This window comes from Microvirga sp. RSM25, assembly GCF_044784385.1.
GTDB classification, from domain to species: Bacteria; Pseudomonadota; Alphaproteobacteria; order Rhizobiales; family Beijerinckiaceae; genus Microvirga; species Microvirga tunisiensis.
Window position 1 is genome coordinate 58,055 of sequence record NZ_CP173040.1, and the last position, 16,890, is coordinate 74,944.

At 64.1% G+C, this 16,890-nt stretch carries 15 protein-coding genes and 1 pseudogene; 12 read left to right on the plus strand and 4 right to left on the minus strand.

The features are described 5' to 3' along the window. The first annotated feature begins 7 nt into the window (after window positions 1-7). The 10 genes from nifK to ACD578_RS26270 all read left to right on the plus strand — a co-directional run bounded on the left by nifK (window position 8) and on the right by ACD578_RS26270 (window position 9,021). Window positions 8-1,549, plus strand: a complete 1,542-nt coding sequence (gene nifK, locus ACD578_RS26225) for a nitrogenase molybdenum-iron protein subunit beta (protein WP_404295598.1) — start codon at window positions 8-10, stop codon at window positions 1,547-1,549. A 61-nt stretch (window positions 1,550-1,610) separates the two neighbouring features. Then, window positions 1,611-3,101 (plus strand): nitrogenase iron-molybdenum cofactor biosynthesis protein NifE, encoded by a 1,491-nt coding sequence (gene nifE, locus ACD578_RS26230; RefSeq protein WP_404294793.1) that lies wholly within the window; start codon window positions 1,611-1,613, stop codon window positions 3,099-3,101. Between the two features lie 9 nt (window positions 3,102-3,110). Further along, a complete protein-coding gene (gene nifN / locus ACD578_RS26235) occupies window positions 3,111-4,493 on the plus strand; it encodes a nitrogenase iron-molybdenum cofactor biosynthesis protein NifN (RefSeq protein ID WP_404294795.1) in 1,383 nt (460 codons plus the stop codon). Continuing rightward, window positions 4,459-4,950 (plus strand): nitrogen fixation protein NifX, encoded by a 492-nt coding sequence (nifX, locus tag ACD578_RS26240; protein WP_404294797.1) that lies wholly within the window; start codon window positions 4,459-4,461, stop codon window positions 4,948-4,950. Before nifN ends, nifX begins: the two co-directional genes overlap by 35 nt. A 16-nt stretch (window positions 4,951-4,966) precedes the next feature. Continuing rightward, window positions 4,967-5,446: a NifX-associated nitrogen fixation protein gene (locus tag ACD578_RS26245; RefSeq protein WP_404294799.1), complete on the plus strand. Its 480-nt coding sequence runs from the start codon at window positions 4,967-4,969 to the stop codon at window positions 5,444-5,446. 26 nt (window positions 5,447-5,472) lie between these two features. Beyond that, on the plus strand, window positions 5,473-5,676 hold the full coding sequence (locus tag ACD578_RS26250; protein WP_404294801.1) for a CCE_0567 family metalloprotein: 204 nt from the start codon (window positions 5,473-5,475) through the stop codon (window positions 5,674-5,676). Beyond that, entirely contained in the window at window positions 5,673-5,990 is a 318-nt protein-coding gene (gene fdxB, locus ACD578_RS26255; RefSeq protein ID WP_404294802.1) for a ferredoxin III, nif-specific, read from the plus strand. The genes ACD578_RS26250 and fdxB overlap by 4 nt, the downstream gene beginning before the upstream one ends. Window positions 5,991-6,074: 84 nt before the next feature. Beyond that, window positions 6,075-6,218 carry an exopolysaccharide production repressor protein gene (locus ACD578_RS26260; protein ID WP_404295601.1) on the plus strand — a complete coding sequence of 48 codons (144 nt, stop codon included), beginning with the start codon at window positions 6,075-6,077 and terminating at the stop codon, window positions 6,216-6,218. A 111-nt stretch (window positions 6,219-6,329) separates the two neighbouring features. Beyond that, a complete protein-coding gene (locus ACD578_RS26265; protein ID WP_404294804.1) occupies window positions 6,330-7,343 on the plus strand; it encodes a 1-aminocyclopropane-1-carboxylate deaminase in 1,014 nt (337 codons plus the stop codon). A gap of 304 nt (window positions 7,344-7,647) precedes the next feature. Next, window positions 7,648-9,021: an IS110 family transposase gene (locus ACD578_RS26270; protein ID WP_404294806.1), complete on the plus strand. Its 1,374-nt coding sequence runs from the start codon at window positions 7,648-7,650 to the stop codon at window positions 9,019-9,021. A gap of 7 nt (window positions 9,022-9,028) precedes the next feature. Here the strand turns inward: ACD578_RS26270 and ACD578_RS26275 are convergent, their stop codons facing one another. Further along, window positions 9,029-10,708: an IS1182 family transposase gene (locus ACD578_RS26275; RefSeq protein ID WP_404294807.1), complete on the minus strand. Its 1,680-nt coding sequence runs from the start codon at window positions 10,706-10,708 to the stop codon at window positions 9,029-9,031. Between the two features lie 141 nt (window positions 10,709-10,849). On the opposite strand from ACD578_RS26275, the gene ACD578_RS26280 reads away from it, so the two are divergent. Beyond that, window positions 10,850-11,551 carry a transposase gene (locus tag ACD578_RS26280; protein WP_404294809.1) on the plus strand — a complete coding sequence of 234 codons (702 nt, stop codon included), beginning with the start codon at window positions 10,850-10,852 and terminating at the stop codon, window positions 11,549-11,551. A gap of 7 nt (window positions 11,552-11,558) precedes the next feature. Here ACD578_RS26280 and ACD578_RS26285 read toward each other — a convergent pair whose 3' ends face one another. Next, window positions 11,559-12,932 carry an IS110 family transposase gene (locus tag ACD578_RS26285; protein WP_404294811.1) on the minus strand — a complete coding sequence of 458 codons (1,374 nt, stop codon included), beginning with the start codon at window positions 12,930-12,932 and terminating at the stop codon, window positions 11,559-11,561. A 279-nt stretch (window positions 12,933-13,211) separates the two neighbouring features. Between ACD578_RS26285 and ACD578_RS26290 the strand changes: the two are divergent. Continuing rightward, window positions 13,212-14,310 (plus strand): annotated as a pseudogene (locus tag ACD578_RS26290) (IS3 family transposase); the annotation flags it as partial. On the opposite strand, the gene ACD578_RS26295 reads toward ACD578_RS26290, so the two are convergent. Next, window positions 14,310-16,379, minus strand: a complete 2,070-nt coding sequence (locus tag ACD578_RS26295) for a recombinase family protein (protein WP_404294813.1) — start codon at window positions 16,377-16,379, stop codon at window positions 14,310-14,312. The pseudogene ACD578_RS26290 and the gene ACD578_RS26295 sit on opposite strands and share 1 nt — an antisense overlap. Continuing rightward, window positions 16,369-16,608 carry a hypothetical protein gene (locus tag ACD578_RS26300; protein WP_404294815.1) on the minus strand — a complete coding sequence of 80 codons (240 nt, stop codon included), beginning with the start codon at window positions 16,606-16,608 and terminating at the stop codon, window positions 16,369-16,371. The genes ACD578_RS26295 and ACD578_RS26300 overlap by 11 nt, the downstream gene beginning before the upstream one ends. Between the last annotated feature and the right edge of the window lie 282 nt (window positions 16,609-16,890).

Genomic DNA, 16,890 nt, shown 5'->3' on the forward strand with positions numbered 1-16,890 from the left:
GACCACCATGCCGCAGTCGGCCGAAAAAGTTCTCGATCATGCTCCCCTGTTTCGCGAGCCGGAATACAGGCAGATGCTCGCCGCGAAGAAGCTGAATTTCGAATGTCCGCACCCGGATCAGGTCGTTGCTGATCAACGCGAGTTCACCAAGACCTGGGAATACCGCGAAAAAAACCTCGCTCGCGAAGCGCTCGTCGTGAACCCCGCCAAGGCCTGCCAGCCGCTCGGCGCAGTGTTCGCGGCCGCGGGCTTCGAGCGGACGATGTCCTTCGTCCATGGCAGCCAGGGTTGCGTGGCCTATTACCGCTCGCACCTGTCGCGCCATTTTAAGGAACCTGCGTCCGCCGTTTCCTCCTCGATGACCGAGGACGCGGCAGTGTTCGGCGGCCTGAAGAACATGGTTGACGGGCTCGCCAACACCTACACGCTCTACGACCCAAAGATGATCGCCGTCTCGACCACCTGTATGGCGGAGGTCATTGGCGACGACCTGCACGGCTTCATTGAGAACGCCAAGAACGAAGGCTCAGTCCCGCGTGACTTCGATGTGCCTTTCGCTCACACGCCGGCGTTCGTCGGCAGCCATATCGATGGCTATGACGGCATGGTGGAAGGCGTGCTGGAGCATTTTTGGGATGGCAAGGAGCGCACGCAAGCCGCTGGCACCATCAACATCATTCCGGGTTTCGACGGCTTCTGCGTCGGCAACAACCGGGAAGTGAGGCGCCTGCTCGACCTGATGGATGTGTCCTACATCTTCATCCAGGACGCCTCTGACCAGTTCGACACGCCGTCGGACGGCGAGTTCCGCATGTATGACGGCGGCACCAAGATCGAGGACGTGAAGGCGGCGCTTAACGCCGAGGCGACACTGTCGCTACAGCATTACAACACCCGCCATACGCTGAACTATTGCGCGGAAGTCGGGCAGACGACGGCCTCGTTCCATTACCCGCTCGGCGTCCAGGCGACCGACGAGTTCCTGATGAAGGTGTCGGCGATCTCCGGCAAGGAAATCCCCGAGGCCATCCGCCTGGAACGCGGCCGATTGATCGACGCCATGGCAGACAGCCAGTCCTGGCTGCACGGCAAGAAATACGCGATCTACGGCGATCCTGACTTCGTCTACGCCATAACCCGGTTCATCATGGAGACCGGCGGCGAGCCGACCCACTGCCTCGCCACCAACGGCACGGCGACCTGGGAAGCCGAGATGAAGGAACTACTTGCATCCTCGCCTTTCGGCAAGGATGCCCAGGTCTGGGCGGGCAAGGACCTCTGGGCGATGCGCTCGCTACTCTTCACCGAGCCGGTGGACCTGCTGATTGGCAACTCCTATGGCAAGTATCTGGAGCGCGACACCGGTACGCCGCTGATCCGGCTGACGTTTCCGATCTTCGACCGGCACCATCACCATCGCTTCCCGCTCATGGGCTACCAAGGCGGGCTGCGCGTCTTAACGACGATCCTCGACAAGATCTTCGACAAGCTCGATCGCGAGACGATCGAGCCGGGCGTGACGGACTATTCGTACGATCTCACCCGCTAAGAGTGGCGGCCGGCCTTCGTCGAGGCCGGCCGTCTTCCGATGGCCTTTGGAGACCGGCGCCATGTCCTCGCTCAGTGCCAAAATCCAGGATGTCTTCAACGAGCCCGCCTGCGAGAAGAACCACGGCAAGGATGCCAAGGCGCGCAAAAAGGGCTGTTCGAAGCCGCTGACCCCCGGGGCGGCAGCCGGCGGCTGCGCCTTCGACGGCGCCAAGATTGTGCTGCAGCCGATCACCGACATCGCGCATTTGATCCATGCGCCGCTCGCCTGCGAGGGCAATTCCTGGGACAACCGCGGCGCGGCTTCGTCCGGGCCAACGCTGTGGCGCACAAGCTTCACGACCGACCTCAGCGAACTCGACATGGTCATGGGGCAGAGTGAGCGGAAGCTCTTCAAAGCGATCCGCGAGATCAAGGAAGCGTATGCGCCGCCGGCGATCTTCGTCTATTCGACCTGCGTGACGGCGTTGATCGGCGACGACATCGAGGCCGTCTGCAAGCGCGCGGCGGAAAAGTTCGGCTTGCCGGTGGTGCCGATCAATGCGCCAGGCTTCGTCGGCTCCAAGAACCTCGGCAACAAGCTCGCCGGCGAGGCGTTGCTCGATCATGTCATCGGCACGGTGGAGCCCGACGATGCCGGCCCTTACGACATCAATATCCTTGGCGAATTCAACCTCTCCGGCGAGTTCTGGCTGGTGAAGCCGCTTTTGGACAAGCTCGGCATCCGGGTGCGTGCCTGCATTCCGGGCGACGCGCGCTACCTCGACGTTGCCTCCGCGCACTGCGCCCGGGCGGCGATGATGGTGTGCTCGACCGCGCTCATCAATCTCGCCCGCAAGATGGAGGAGCGCTGGGACATCCCGTTCTTCGAGGGCTCCTTCTACGGCATTACCGACACCTCGGAAGCACTTCGGCAGATCGCTGACCTGCTCGTGAGGAAGGGCGCCGATCCGGAGATCCTCGACCGCACCGAGGCGCTGATTGCAGAGGAGGAGGCAATTGCGTGGAAGAAGCTTGAGGCTTACCGGCCGAGGCTCGAAGGCAAGCGCGTGCTGCTCAACACCGGCGGTGTGAAGTCCTGGTCGGTCGTCCATGCGCTGATGGAAATCGGCATTGAGATCGTCGGCACCTCGGTCAAGAAATCAACGGTGGAAGACAAGGAGCGCATCAAACAGATCCTCAAGGACGAGAACCACATGTTCGAGTCGATGGCGCCGCGCGAGCTTTACGCCATGCTCTCAGAGCACAAGGCCGACATCATGCTGTCGGGCGGGCGCACGCAATTCATCGCGCTGAAGGCCAAGATCCCCTGGCTCGATATCAACCAGGAGCGTCACCATCCCTATGCCGGCTATGACGGCATGGTGGAACTCGTACGCCAGATCGACCTCGCCATTCACAACCCGATCTGGTGTCGAGTGCGGGAGCCGGCACCGTGGGATTACCTGCCTGCCGTGGAGGACGAGATGCTGGGAGAAGAGGGAGCAAGAGCTACCGTCGACGCCTTCAAAAAATTCGCCGGCACGACGGCCGGCGACTTCGGCGAGTGTTGAGGTAAGCCGATGGTCCGCATCCTTCCCCAGACCAAATCGGCGGCGGTCAACCCGCTGAAGTCGTCGCAGCCACTGGGCGCGGCCTTCGCCTTTCTTGGCGTCGAGGGTGCGATGCCGCTGTTTCACGGCAGCCAAGGCTGTACCAGCTTCGCGCTGGTGCTCTTCGTGCGGCACTTCAAGGAGACGATCCCGCTGCAGACAACGGCGATGGATGAGGTCGCGACGATCCTCGGTGGGGCGGACCATTTGGAGGAGGCGATCCTCAACCTCAAGACCCGCACCAATCCGAAGCTGATCGGGGTCTGCACGACGGCACTGGTGGAAACCCGTGGTGAAGACTTCGCAAGCGACATCGCCAATATCAGAGCGAAACGTGGCGAAGAACTCGCCGGCACGAAAGTCGTGCTGGCCAACACACCGGATTTCCACGGCGCGATCGAAGACGGCTGGGCCACGGCCGTCACGGCCATGATCGAGACCATCACGCGGTCAGGCAAACAGGCGCGAGACACAAAAAAGATCGCCATCCTGCCCGGCTGGAATCTGACCGTGGCCGATATCGAGCATCTACACGAGACAGTGGAGAGCTTTGGACTGCAAGCGGTGATTTTCCCGGATGTTTCCGGCGCACTCGACGGCACGGTTCCTGATCGCTGGATTCCGACCACATATGGCGGGACGACCATCGACGAGATCCGCGAGCTTGGCACGGTGGCGCACTGCATCGCCATCGGCGAGCATATGCGCCGCCCGGCTGAGGTGCTGCAGCGGCTGACCGGCGTGCCTTACGTGCTGTTCCAGTCGCTGACCGGATTGAAAGGCGTCGACCGGTTCGTCTCGCTGCTGTCCGCGATTTCGGGCGCCGCGGTGCCGGCCAAGCTCCGCCGTCGCCGGGCGCAACTGCTGGATGCGTTGCTCGACGGACACTTCCATTTCGGCGGCAAGAGAATTGCGATCGCCGCCGAACCAGACCAGCTCTACCAGCTTGCGACCTTCTTCATCGGCATGGGCTCCGACATCGCGGCCGCCGTCACCACGACCGATACGTCGAAAATTCTCGAGCAAGTGCCGGCGGAATCGGTCCAGGTCGGCGATCTCGGCGATCTGGAAGGTCTTGCCGCCGGCGCTGATCTTCTCGTCACCCATTCGCACGGACGCCAAGCGGCGGAGCGCCTCGGCATTCCGCTCATGCGCGTTGGCTTCCCGATCTTCGACCGGCTCGGCAGTCAGCACAAGCTCACAATCCTCTATCAAGGGACGCGCGACCTGATCTTCGAGATCGCCAACATCTTCCAGGCCAACCAGGACGCGCCGACGCCTGAGACTCTTGATCCATTCCGTAACCGAGACATGCCAGATGGCTCTCGTTCGTCGCCTCTCGCTCGTCACTGACGCGGTTCACGCATTGATGCCGGAGCGGCAAGCCGGCGCATTGCGCGTAGCGATCGCCACACAAGACATAAAAGGCTGCAACGCCCATTTCGGGTCGGCCAAGCGCTTTGCCGTCTACGACGTGACGCCCGACGCGTGGAATTTCGTGGAAGCCGTGGCCTTCGATGACGTTTCCGACGAGAGTGGGAAGCATCGGACCGAGGGCGACGACCGCATCACCCCGAAGGTGGAGGCGTTGAAGGGCTGCCATCTCCTGTTTTGCCTGGCTATCGGCGGGCCTTCGGCAGCCAAGCTTGTTTCGGCAAACATTCATCCGGTCAAAGTGCCGCATCCTCAACCCATCGAAGAGGTGCTGTCGCGCACCCAGACGATGCTCAGGACGGCTCCTCCGCCCTGGCTGCGCAAGGTGCTGGCGGAAGCAGGCGTCCCCGACAAGAAACCGTCCTTCGAGGACTGAAATGAGGAGACGCGAGATGTCCGATGCCGCAGTTAGCCCTGCTGTCAACGAGGACGAAACGGCCCATGCCACCCCTTTTGTCAAATGCCTCGTGCGGCTCATCCGCGCTCAGGATTCTTATGGGTCATGGGAAGGCCAATCGGATGCCGAGCTGCTGGCCGACTTCATCGTCACCAAGGAGCAGCGCCGTGCGATCCCAATCATTGGCGATCCCGATCCGGACGTGTTGTGGCGGCTCGACCTTTTTTACACCGCCGTCGGGCTTGCGATCGAGGAGCGCTCCAGCCTGATGGCATCGCCGATGATGGAGATGAGCCATGAGGGCTTCGGGTGCGTGCTTCTCACGACCGGGCGGTTGGTCGTTCTGTCGAAATCCCTGCGCGACGTCCACCGGTTCGGCTTCGAGACGCTTTGGAAACTCGCTGCGGCCGGTACGAAACTGGTCGACGATGCGATCACCGTCATCGAAGCCTATCCCGACGTGGCGCGGGCGTGATGAAACCGGTTTTCGAGGAAAGGATCATGCCGGACGTTGAAGAGCTGCAGAAGAAGGTCCGCAAGCTGCAGTCGCGCGCGGGAACTGCGAAGATGGAATTGCACGATCTTGCCGAGGACCTGCCGGTCAGCTGGACCGAGATCAAGGCGGTCGCCGAGAAAACGTTCAACGCTTTTGCCGAGTTGGACGCTGCCAAGAGGGAGCTCGCTGCGTTGGAGAGTTTACGATGACGAACCATTTTCTCACCCGCGACGGCTCCAGATGGATACCGGACTATCTGACCGCTATCGATGGCACGATCTGCATCGGCTGCGGCCGCTGCTTCAAGGTCTGCTCGCGCGAGGTCATGCACCTTTACGGCATCGATGACACGGGTGAAATCCTCGGCGTCTGCGACGGCGAGGACGACGACTTCGATGGCCAGCTCAATCGTATGATCATGGTCATCGACCATCCCGGCCGCTGCATTGGCTGCGGAGCCTGCGCCCGTGTCTGCCCGAAGAACTGCCAGACCCATGTTGCGGCCGACACGGTGCCTGCATGATCTGACGGACAAACCCGCGAGAACGGCGTGCCCTTCAGGATCTTTGATCACGTCCTGCAGCTGGCCCTGTACACCAACACTCTGATGGTCTGCTTCGTCCCGCATGCCATTCGCACAGTAATCGTCACAACGGTGGCCTGTGCGCTGCTTCTTCAGGTAGGCTATTTCGGAAGCGTGCTCCTTCTGACCAGGCTGCTTTGTCTGGAAAGGAGGATCTGGAAATCATGACGGGGCTCTTCTGGGACATCGGAGAACGCAGCTGACCTCACGTCAAACACGCCTCTTACAATGACTTGCGAATTGCCAATTTCAGTTCAATCGCCAACCGCTGGGGAGAACATGCTGGAAAAGTTCGAACGCCACCCGCTCACCTTTGGACCCACGCCTATCGAGAAGCTCGACCACCTCGGCCAGCATCTCGGGGGAAAGGTGGAAATCTACGCCAAACGTGAGGACTGCAACTCCGGTCTCGCGTTCGGCGGCAACAAGCTCCGCAAGCTCGAATACATCGTCCCCGACGCGATCGCGTCAAAGGCCGATACGCTTGTCTCCATCGGCGGCGTGCAGTCCAACCACACGCGGATGGTCGCCGCGGTTGCCGCCAAGATCGGTATGAAATGCCTCCTGATACAGGAGAGCTGGGTACCACATGAGGATGCCGTCTACGACCGAGTCGGCAACATTCTCTTGAGCCGCATCATGGGAGCAGAGGTACGCCTAGTCGAGGAGGGCTTCGATATCGGCATCCGCCGCAGTTGGAAACAGGCGTTCGACGAGGTCAAGTCAAGGGGCGGCAGACCCTATGCGATCCCAGCCGGGGCCTCCGTTCACAAATATGGCGGTCTCGGCTACGTCGGGTTCGCGGAGGAGGTGCGCGCCCAGGAGAAGCAGCTTGGATTGGCCTTCGACTTTATCGTGGTTTGCACGGTCACGGGCTCGACGCACGCCGGCATGGTCGTCGGATTCGCCAAGGATCGGCGACAGCGCAAAGTGATCGGGATCGATGCCTCCGCCACCCCCGCCCAAACCAAGGCGCAGGTGCTCAACATTGCCCAGCATACTGCGAAGCTCGTCGACCGTGGCGCGGAAATCGTCGAGGATGACGTGGTGTTGCTCGAGGAGTACGCGTATCCGCGTTACGGTATTCCGTCCGAGGAAACGAAGGAGGCCATTCGCCTGTGTGCGCGGCTCGAGGGGATAATTACTGATCCCGTCTACGAGGGCAAGTCGATGCAAGGGCTGATTGACCTCGTCCAGAAAGGCTTCTTTCCGGACGGATCGAGGGTCCTCTATGCGCATCTCGGCGGCGCGCCGGCGATCAACGGATACAGCTACACGTTTCGCAACGGCTGACGCTCGGCAGCGGCTGGTGTCCGCTAGGTCTGATCGGCGTCGGGGTGGACTTGCTTCGAAAAGGATACTGCTGGCGAACGGGCGCGGATTTTCCATCCGCCTGTGGCGGGAGAAACAGGGCGCCCTATGATCGGCTGCGGAGGGGAGCGGCCGATGTGAATGTGGTGGTCCCAACCCCGATGGCGAACATGGTCCACGGGCTGCTGCGCCCTTGAGAGTGGTGACGCCCAGGCGATCCCGGTTAGGAATGTGATGATTTCGCGCAGCCCCGCCCTCCGTTGATGCCACCCAGGAGGAGCCTGCCATGACGCGCAAGTCGCCGTCCCGCCTGCAGCGGGAACTTGCCCCGATCCACCCCCATGCGGCCGCTGTCGACATCGGCGCCACGATGCACGTGGCGGCCGTTTCGCCCCGCTGCGATCCCGAGCCGGTGCGCACCTTCGGCACCTTCACGGGTGACCTGCAGCGCCTCGCCGACTGGTTAGAGCAGTGCAAGGTCACCACGGTGGCCCTGGAGTCGACTGGGGTCTCCTGGATCCCGCTCTATGAGATCCTCACCCAGCGCGGCTTCGCGGTGGTGGTGGTCAATGCCCGCGAGGTCAAGCAGGTGCCGGGCCGCAAGACGGACGTGTGCGACGCCCAGTGGCTGCAGCGCCTGCATGAGTACGGGCTCCTGCGGGCCAGCTTCCAGCCGCAAGGCGAGATCGCCACCCTGCGCGCTTATCTGCGCCAGCGCGAGCGCCTCCTGGAAGCTGCCGCCGCCCACATCCAGCCCATGCAGAAGGCGCTGACCCAGATGAACCTGCAGCTCCAGCACGCCGTGGCCGACATCACCGGCCAGACGGGGCTGCGCATCATCCGGGCCCTTGTCGCCGGCGAGCGCGATCCCGACCGCCTGGCCACCTTGCGCGACGGACGCTGCAAGACCCCGCTCGCGACTTTGCGCGCCGCGCTGGTCGGCAACGATCGGGAGGAGCACGTCTTCGCCCTGGCCCAGGCGCTGGAGCTGTATGAGATCTACCAGACCAAGGTGGCCGCCTGCGACGAGCGCATTGCGGCCGTGCTGGAGCGCCTGCAAGCCCAGAACCCGCCTCCGGCGGCGGCGCTGCCGCTGCCCCGTCGCGCGCAGCCGCAGGCCAATGAGCCGGCCGTACCGGTGCGCGCGGCCCTGCATGCGATCCTCGGGGTCGACCTGACCCAGATCGATGGGATTGGACCCTACTTGGCGCTCAAGCTGGTCAGCGAGTGCGGCACGGATCTCGCGGCTTGGCCGAGCGCCCAGCACTTCACCTCCTGGCTCGGCCTCGCGCCGCACAACAAGATCTCCGGGGGCAAGGTGCTGTCGAGCCGCACGCGCCGCTCCGGCAGCCGGGTCGCGGCGCGGTTGCGGCTGGCCGCGGGCGCGGTTGGGCGCACCCAGACGGCGCTGGGGGCTTTCTACCGGCGGCTCGCCGCGCGGGTGGGCAAGGCCAAGGCGATCACCGCGACGGCGCGCAAGATCGCGGTGCTGGTCTACAACACGCTGAGCCACGGCATGGCCTACGCCGATCCCGGGGCGTCCTACTACGAGGAACGCTACCGGCAGCGGGTGCTGAGCAATCTTCGCCGCCGCGCCAGGTCGCTCGGCTATGTCCTGGAAAAGGCAGAGCCCGCCTCAGCCGCAGTGGTTGTTTCTTAGGAATTCATCACGCTGGGATGGGAGCCATCATGAGCTTGGTGGATGCGGATTGCCGCGTTCGTGCGAGCGGCGTGCCCGCAAACCAAGCCCCTAGGCGGATGAGGTTCATGGCGGCTGCCGTCAGCACGTGCTGGAGATGCGTCTTGGTGAGACCGATGTAGCGCGAGCGCCGCAGGTGCAGGCCCCGAACGCCTGCCGAAATCGTTCCCTCGATGCCAGCGCGCCGTCGATACTCTTTCGAGAAGGCAAGCTGCTCCTCACGCTGGCGAGCCGCCTCCAGCGTCTCGTGTTCCTCGCGTGGTCGGAGCGTGAGCAGGCGCCGCCCGCTTCGGGTACACTGTGTCTTCAGGGGACAAGATCGACAATCTGTTGTCGAGAAGCGAACTTTGAACGCGGTTCGCCCCTGATGGTCGTCGGGGGCCCAACTCTTGCTCTGGTGCCCGGCCGGGCAGGTCGCCATTTCCCGATCCCAATCGAGGCGGAAGTCCTGCACCGTGAAGCCTTCTCCTGAACGGGCCTGCCATTGATCATCCTTGGGAGCCGGCCCGAACAGCGTGACGCCTTTCTTCCGGCTGGCGACAAGCTGGTCAGCCGCAACATAACCGGCATCGGCCAGATGAGTACCGGGCAGCAGGCCCTTGGCTTCGAGCGCTGCATGGATGTCTTCGAGCGCGTCGCGATCAACGACAGGTGCCGGCGTAGTCTCCACATGCGTGATCAGGTGTGGTCCGCCCTCATCGCACGTCTCGGTCAGATGCACCTTGTAGCCGATCCAGATCGTGGACTGCTTCCTGGCGTAGTGCACCTCCGGATCGTAGGGCGAGGCGAGCATCAACAGCGAGGGTGGAAATCCCTCCTGTTCGGTCCGCCATCGCACCAGGGGAGTGGCCTTAGATCCGGCGGCCGGGACATCGCCAATGATGGAGAAATTCTGGAGCCAGGCCTGCCGCAGCAACTCAACGGCCGGGATCTGACGCAGCCATATCGGAGCGCCAGGAGCCATGATGGCCGCAAGCAACTGATGACCATCGCGGCCGATCTGCTCGGCATGAGCACGCCGCTTCGTCTCGCCTTGCGGCACGTCATGATCGCCAGCCCGCCGGTCATATCGCTCCAGCCAAGCAGGATCCGCCTCAGCGCGCAGCCACTCGGGGGCCGCTATCGCCAAGGCATTCAGGGCCGCGCGCAGGGTTTCGGTCACGCATTCGAGACGGTTCAGGGAACGGACGGTTCCGAGCACATGGGTCGAGTCGGTGCGCTGCCGGCCCCGGGCACTGAGCAGCTTCAGGTCACGGCACAGCGCCAACAGCGTGTCGAGCAGATGCTCCTCCGCGCCGCCGGCCACGAGACGGCCGCGGAACTCGCTCAGAACCGAAGCGTCGAAGCCAGGGTCGGTCAGCTCCAGGCCGAGCAGATACTTCCAGTCGATGCGACCGCGGACCGCATCGGCCGCGCGCCGGTCGGGCAGGTTCTCGGCGAACTGGAGCAGGGTCACCAGCGCCAGCCGCCACGGGCATTCCGCCGGTTGCCCGCAAGGGGCGAAGAGGGGTGCGAACTGGGCGTCGGTAAAAATCGTCCCGAGGTGGTCACGCAAGCGCAGATAGGGATTGCCACGGGGAAAGGCCGCACGGGCAACGGTTGCGGTTGACGCTGGGACATTCCCACTCAAAGTCGGGCGGAGCGACATGAGAACCCTCCAGGTCTGAACCCAAGCCCCCTACAGCCTGAACGCCGAGCCTGCCTCAATCGCTCCACCCCGTTCGCCAGCAGTATCTTTTTCGATGCAAGTCCAACGTGCGACGAGGGCGGACCGCATCTGATCACGCCTGTGGAGACCACGCCGGCACCCGTCGTTGATCGCGACGCGCTCGACGACATCCATGCGGCCCTTGATACCAAAGGTCTGCTGCCCGACACTCATCTGGCCGATGCCGGTTATGTTGCGGCTGACCAGCTTGTCGCCAGCCGGAAGAAAGGCGTCACGCTGTTCGGGCCGGCTCCCAAGGATGATCAATGGCAGGCCCGTTCAGGAGAAGGCTTCACGGTGCAGGACTTCCGCCTCGATTGGGATCGGGAAATGGCGACCTGCCCGGCCGGGCACCAGAGCAAGAGTTGGGCCCCCGACGACCATCAGGGGCGAACCGCGTTCAAAGTTCGCTTCTCGACAACAGATTGTCGATCTTGTCCCCTGAAGACACAGTGTACCCGAAGCGGGCGGCGCCTGCTCACGCTCCGACCACGCGAGGAACACGAGACGCTGGAGGCGGCTCGCCAGCGTGAGGAGCAGCTTGCCTTCTCGAAAGAGTATCGACAGCGCGCCGGCATCGAGGGAACGATTTCGGCAGGCGTTCGGGGCCTGCACCTGCGGCGCTCGCGCTACATCGGTCTCACCAAGACGCATCTCCAGCACGTGCTGACGGCAGCCGCCATGAACCTCATCCGCCTAGGGGCTTGGTTTGCGGGCACGCCGCTCGCACGAACGCGGCAATCCGCATCCACCAAGCTCATGATGGCTCCCATCCCAGCGTGATGAATTCCTAAGAAACAACCACTGCGGCTGAGGCGGGCCCTGCCTTCTCCAGGACATAGCCGAGCGACCTGGCGCGGCGGCGAAGATTGCTCAGCACCCGCTGCCGGTAGCGTTCCTCGTAGTAGGACGCCCCGGGATCGGCGTAGGCCATGCCGTGGCTCAGCGTGTTGTAGACCAGCACCGCGATCTTGCGCGCCGTCGCGGTGATCGCCTTGGCCTTGCCCACCCGCGCGGCGAGCCGCCGGTAGAAAGCCCCCAGCGCCGTCTGGGTGCGCCCAACCGCGCCCGCGGCCAGCCGCAACCGCGCCGCGACCCGGCTGCCGGAGCGGCGCGTGCGGCTCGACAGCACCTTGCCCCCGGAGATCTTGTTGTGCGGCGCGAGGCCGAGCCAGGAGGTGAAGTGCTGGGCGCTCGGCCAAGCCGCGAGATCCGTGCCGCACTCGCTGACCAGCTTGAGCGCCAGGTCGGGTCCAATCCCATCGATCTGGGTCAGGTCGACCCCGAGGATCGCATGCAGGGCCGCGCGCACCGGTACGGCCGGCTCATTGGCCTGCGGCTGCGCGCGACGGGGCAGCGGCAGCGCCGCCGCCGGAGGCGGGTTCTGGGCTTGCAGGCGCTCCAGTACGGCCGCAATGCGCTCGTCGCAGGCGGCCACCTTGGTCTGGTAGATCTCATACAGCTCCAGCGCCTGGGCCAGGGCGAAGACGTGCTCCTCCCGATCGTTGCCGACCAGCGCGGCGCGCAGAGTCGCAAGCGGGGTCTTGCAGCGCCCGTCGCGCAAGGCGGCCAGGCGGTCCGGATCGCGCTCGCCGGCGACAAGGGCCCGGATGATGCGCAGCCCCGTCTGGCCAGTGATGTCAGCCACCACGTGCTGGAGCTGCAGGTTCATCTGGATCAGCGCCTTCTGCATGGGCTGGATGTGGGCGGCGGCGGCTTCCAGGAGGCGCTCGCGCTGGCGCAGATAAGCGCGCAGCGTGGCGATCTCGCCTTGCGGGTGGAAGCTGGCCCGCAGAAGCCCGTACTCATGCAGACGCTGCAGCCACTGGGCGTCGCACACGTCCGTCTTGCGGCCCGGCACCTGCTTGACCTCGCGGGCATTGACCACCACCACGGCAAAGCCGCGCTGGGTGAGGATCTCGTAGAGCGGGATCCAGGAGACCCCGGTCGACTCCAGGGCCACCGTGGCGACCCTGCATTGCTCAAACCAGTCGGCGAGGCGCTGCAGGTCGCCCGTGAATGTGCCGAAGGTGCGCACCGGCTCGGGATCACAGCGGAGCAAGACGGCCGCCACATGCATCCGGGCGCCGATGTCGACAGCGGCCGCATGGGGGTGGATCGGGGCAAGTTCCCGCTGCAGGCGGGACGGCGACTTGCGCGTCATGGCAGGCTCCTCCTCGAGACATCAACGGAGGGCGGGGCTGTGCGAGATCATCACATTCCTAACCGGGATCGCCTGGGCGTCACCACTCTCAAGTGCGCAGCAGCCCGTGGACCATGTTCGCCATCGGGGTTGGGACCACCACATTCACATCGGCCGCTCCCCTCCACGGTCGATCATAGGGCGCCCTGTTTCTCCCGCCACAGGCGGATTGAAAATCCGCGCCCGTTCGCCAGCAGTATCGAAAAAGTGGAGAGCTCTGTATGAAGCAGGAGGATCTCCATGCCGAAGAGCCGTTTTACGAGAGAGTTCCAGGATGAGGCCGTCCGCCTGGTTTTGACGAGTGGGCGCTCCCAACGTGCCATCGCCGACGATCTTGGGGTGAACCGTTCGACGCTCGCGCGCTGGATGGCGGAGCACCCGGACACACGGCCCTCGTCGGCCACCCCGCCCCATGAGGACGTCATGGCCGAGCTCAAGCGGCTGCGTCGCGAGAACGAGGTGCTGCGCCAAGAGCGCGACATCCTCAAGAAGGCGACCGCTTTTTTCGCCAAGGAGGGAAGTCGATGAGGTTCACGTTCATCGATGCGGCGAAAGCGGAATTCCCCATCCAGCGCCTGTGCCAAGTTCTTGAGGTGAGCCAGAGCGGGTACTTTGCCTGGCGAAGTCGTCCGGCTTGCCAGCGTCAGCGCGAGGATCTGGTGCTGCTCGCCCATGTCCGATCCGCCTTTCGAGAGTCGAATGGCACCTATGGCAGCCCACGGATGACGCGCGAACTCCAGGATCAGGGCCTGCCCATCGGGCGCCGTCGGACCGCTCGACTGATGCGCGAGAATGGGCTCAAGGCCCGGCAGAAGCGTCGGTTCAAGCGCACCACCGACAGCCATCACGCCTTTCCGATCGCGCCCAACCTGCTCGAGCAGGACTTCTCAGCCACACGCCCGAACCAGAAATGGAACGCGGATATTTCGTACGTGTGGACGGGTGAGGGCTGGCTCTACCTAGCCGTGGTCCTGGATCTCTTCGCTCGCCGGGTGGTTGGCTGGGCGGTGAGTGACCGGCTGCACAAGGAACTGGCGCTCGAGGCGCTGCGCAAGGCTCTGGCGATCCGAAGACCCGGTGAGGGGCTGATCCATCATTCCGACAGGGCAGCCAATATGCGGCCGAGGCTTATATCCGGCAGCTGGCTTCCATGACGGCCAAGGCGTCGATGAGCCGGACAGGATGCTGCTATGATAACGCCCCGATGGAGTCGTTCTTCCATTCCTTGAAAGTGGAGCTAGTCCATCAATGCCGTTGGACGACACGCGAAGAGGCGCGACGCGACCTGTTCGGCTACATCGATGGGTTCTACAACCCTGCATCACAACACCCATCTGTCTATGTCATTGAAGAGAAGAGGCTTTGTTGCGCGGGATGCGATCCCGCGGGGTATTTTGGGTTCTGGCGCGCCCGCTCGGTGATTGACATGGCCGCCTCTGTCGTCAGCGCCGCGCGCGCGAAGATCCACGGTCCATCCGACAGAGGGTGGATGGCCTCGATCTCGCCGGCTTCGGCAGCCAGACGGAGCGTCTTGGGCGCAACCTTCAGGAGTCTGGCGGCCTGGCCGAGATTGAGCCAGGGCTCGATGCCGTCTGATGCCGGCTTGAACACCGGGATCCGGTAGTTCGATCGCATAGAGGTGACGCGCTCGCGGGTCCAGCGGTTGCCGTTGCCTGTCTTGAGGCCGTTGCGGTTGAGCAAGCCTGCGATCAGATCATCGCTGGCGATGAGCACCAATCGGCGCACCGCCTCAAGGATGTCGGCGGACGTGCTGTTGCGCTGTCCGCGGCGGCGCTTTGGCAACCGCATCTCGCTATGCACACCGCCTACCCAATGCACGATGATCACGATCTCGGACGCTGCGTCATCGATATCGGCGATGACCTCGTGGATGAGCGTGCGGACGATGCGCTTCTTCAGGCGCGCATCAGTGGTTGGCGCCGACCAGACCGTCTTGAGGTTCTCGGCCAGGTCACCGAGAGCCTCCGGGGCGACGGCCGATGGCACGGCTGCCGCCTCATGCGCGGCGATCTTGCTCTCCACCTCGGCAACACGGGCAAGCGAGCGGTTCCAGCGCGTCTCAAGCTCGCCGGCGACCAACCGGTTCGCCGGATCGGCGGCGTCGTACTGCCGGAAGGCCCGGTCGGCGGCATAGCGCGCCGCTTCGAGATCGCGGCCAAGGGCCTCGCGCACCTGGTCCCTCTGGTGCGTGGCCTGGGCGGCCGCGGCCGTCGCCGCGGCGATGGCGCCAGGTCCGACGACGCCGAGCAGCGCCTCTTCGATGGCATCATCAACCCGCAGACCGCCAAAGGCGATGCAATGGGGACCACCATTGTCCATCCAGGCACGGCTACAGCTGTAGCGCGGAATGCGGTGCCGTGTGCCCGTGTACCGAAGCGTCAGCTTCCGACCGCATCGCCGGCAGCGGATCAGCCCGGCCAGCAGCGCATCGCCATGCTTGGGCGCGCCGTGATGCTTGCCGGTTGGAACGTTGCCTGAGACCATCGTGCGGATCGCTTCGAACCTCTCCCAGCTGACATAGCCTTCATGGGCCTCGGGGATCAGCGCCAGCCACTGCGACCGTGCCTTCCGATGGATCGTCACACTCACCCCATCAGCACCATACCCTGCCGAGGCAGCAGTCTTACCATAGGCATAGGCGCCGCCGTAAACCGGGTTCTCAATGATCCGGTGGATAGAGGCATAGCTCGGCCTGCGCCAGGCCGTGTCGCCGTTCGCCTGCTTCACCGGCAGAGCGAGATCGTGCTCGTGCAGCCAGCAGAGCGCCTGCCGTGCACTGCCCAGTTCCTCGACCTTGTCAAAAACGAGAGCGATGGCTTCCTGCACCCGCCGATCCGGGTCCTTCTCATACCGGTCGCCGGCCTTCACGAAGCCGACGGGGGCTGTGACGACCAATTCGCCGCGGCGGGCCTTCTCGTAGCGCGCGGCGAGCGAGCGCTGTCGCAGCAGCTCAAGCTCGTACTCGTTCAAGCTGCCCTTGAGGCCGAGCAGCAGCCGGTCATTGCCATGCCGTGGGGCGTAGATCGCCTCCTGATCGACCAGCACCGTGTCGACGACGCGGCACATCTCAATCAACTGCTGCCAGTCCCGGCTGTTGCGGGCAAAGCGCGAGACCTCCCGCGCGCAGACCACGCCAACCTTCCCGAGACAGACCTCCGCCACCATCCGCTCGAAGCCGGCGCGCTGGACCCCGCCGGCGGCCGAGCGCCCGAGATCATCGTCGATCACCTCGATCTCGGACCATCCCAGCGCGATCAGCCGGTCCCGCATGGCGTATTGCAGCGCGCTGCTCTCGCGGTTGTGCAGCACCTGATGAGTGGAGGACTGGCGCACATAGAGGATCGCCTTGCGCTCCAGGTGGTGAGGGCGGACCTTGTCAGTGATCATGGCTGCCCTCCATGGTCCCCGGCGCCACCGCGCGCCTTTGAGCATGCTCCAGGATGAGTTGCATCATCAGGCTCACCACCGTCGCCTGCGCCTCCCGCGGCAGCTCGCGCCACGCCGGCGCGCCGCTGACACTGTGTGACGCGCTGCTGCCGAACAGGTCCAACTGCTGCGGACCGAGCCGCCGATTGCGTTGATCCGCATCCGCGGATGCCCCCATCTTCCGTGCCATGGATCTCTCCCCGATTCTGATCGCGAGAGACTCCCCATGCGCCCGAAAGCCGGGGATTCGATGATCGGCTGGCGATCTTCATCGACAGATCGAGAAGCGCAGACAGGGCCATCAGCGCATCCAGGCCGACAAAGGGACACGTCGTCAGGGTCTGATCCCGGGCACACGACGCTCGGTCGAACATCCACGCCGGGATCTCAAGCCATCGCTCGGTCTCCGATCCGTCGGGCGTGCAACGGAAAACAGTGCCATCCGCCTTATCGATCACCGCATGGATGGCCA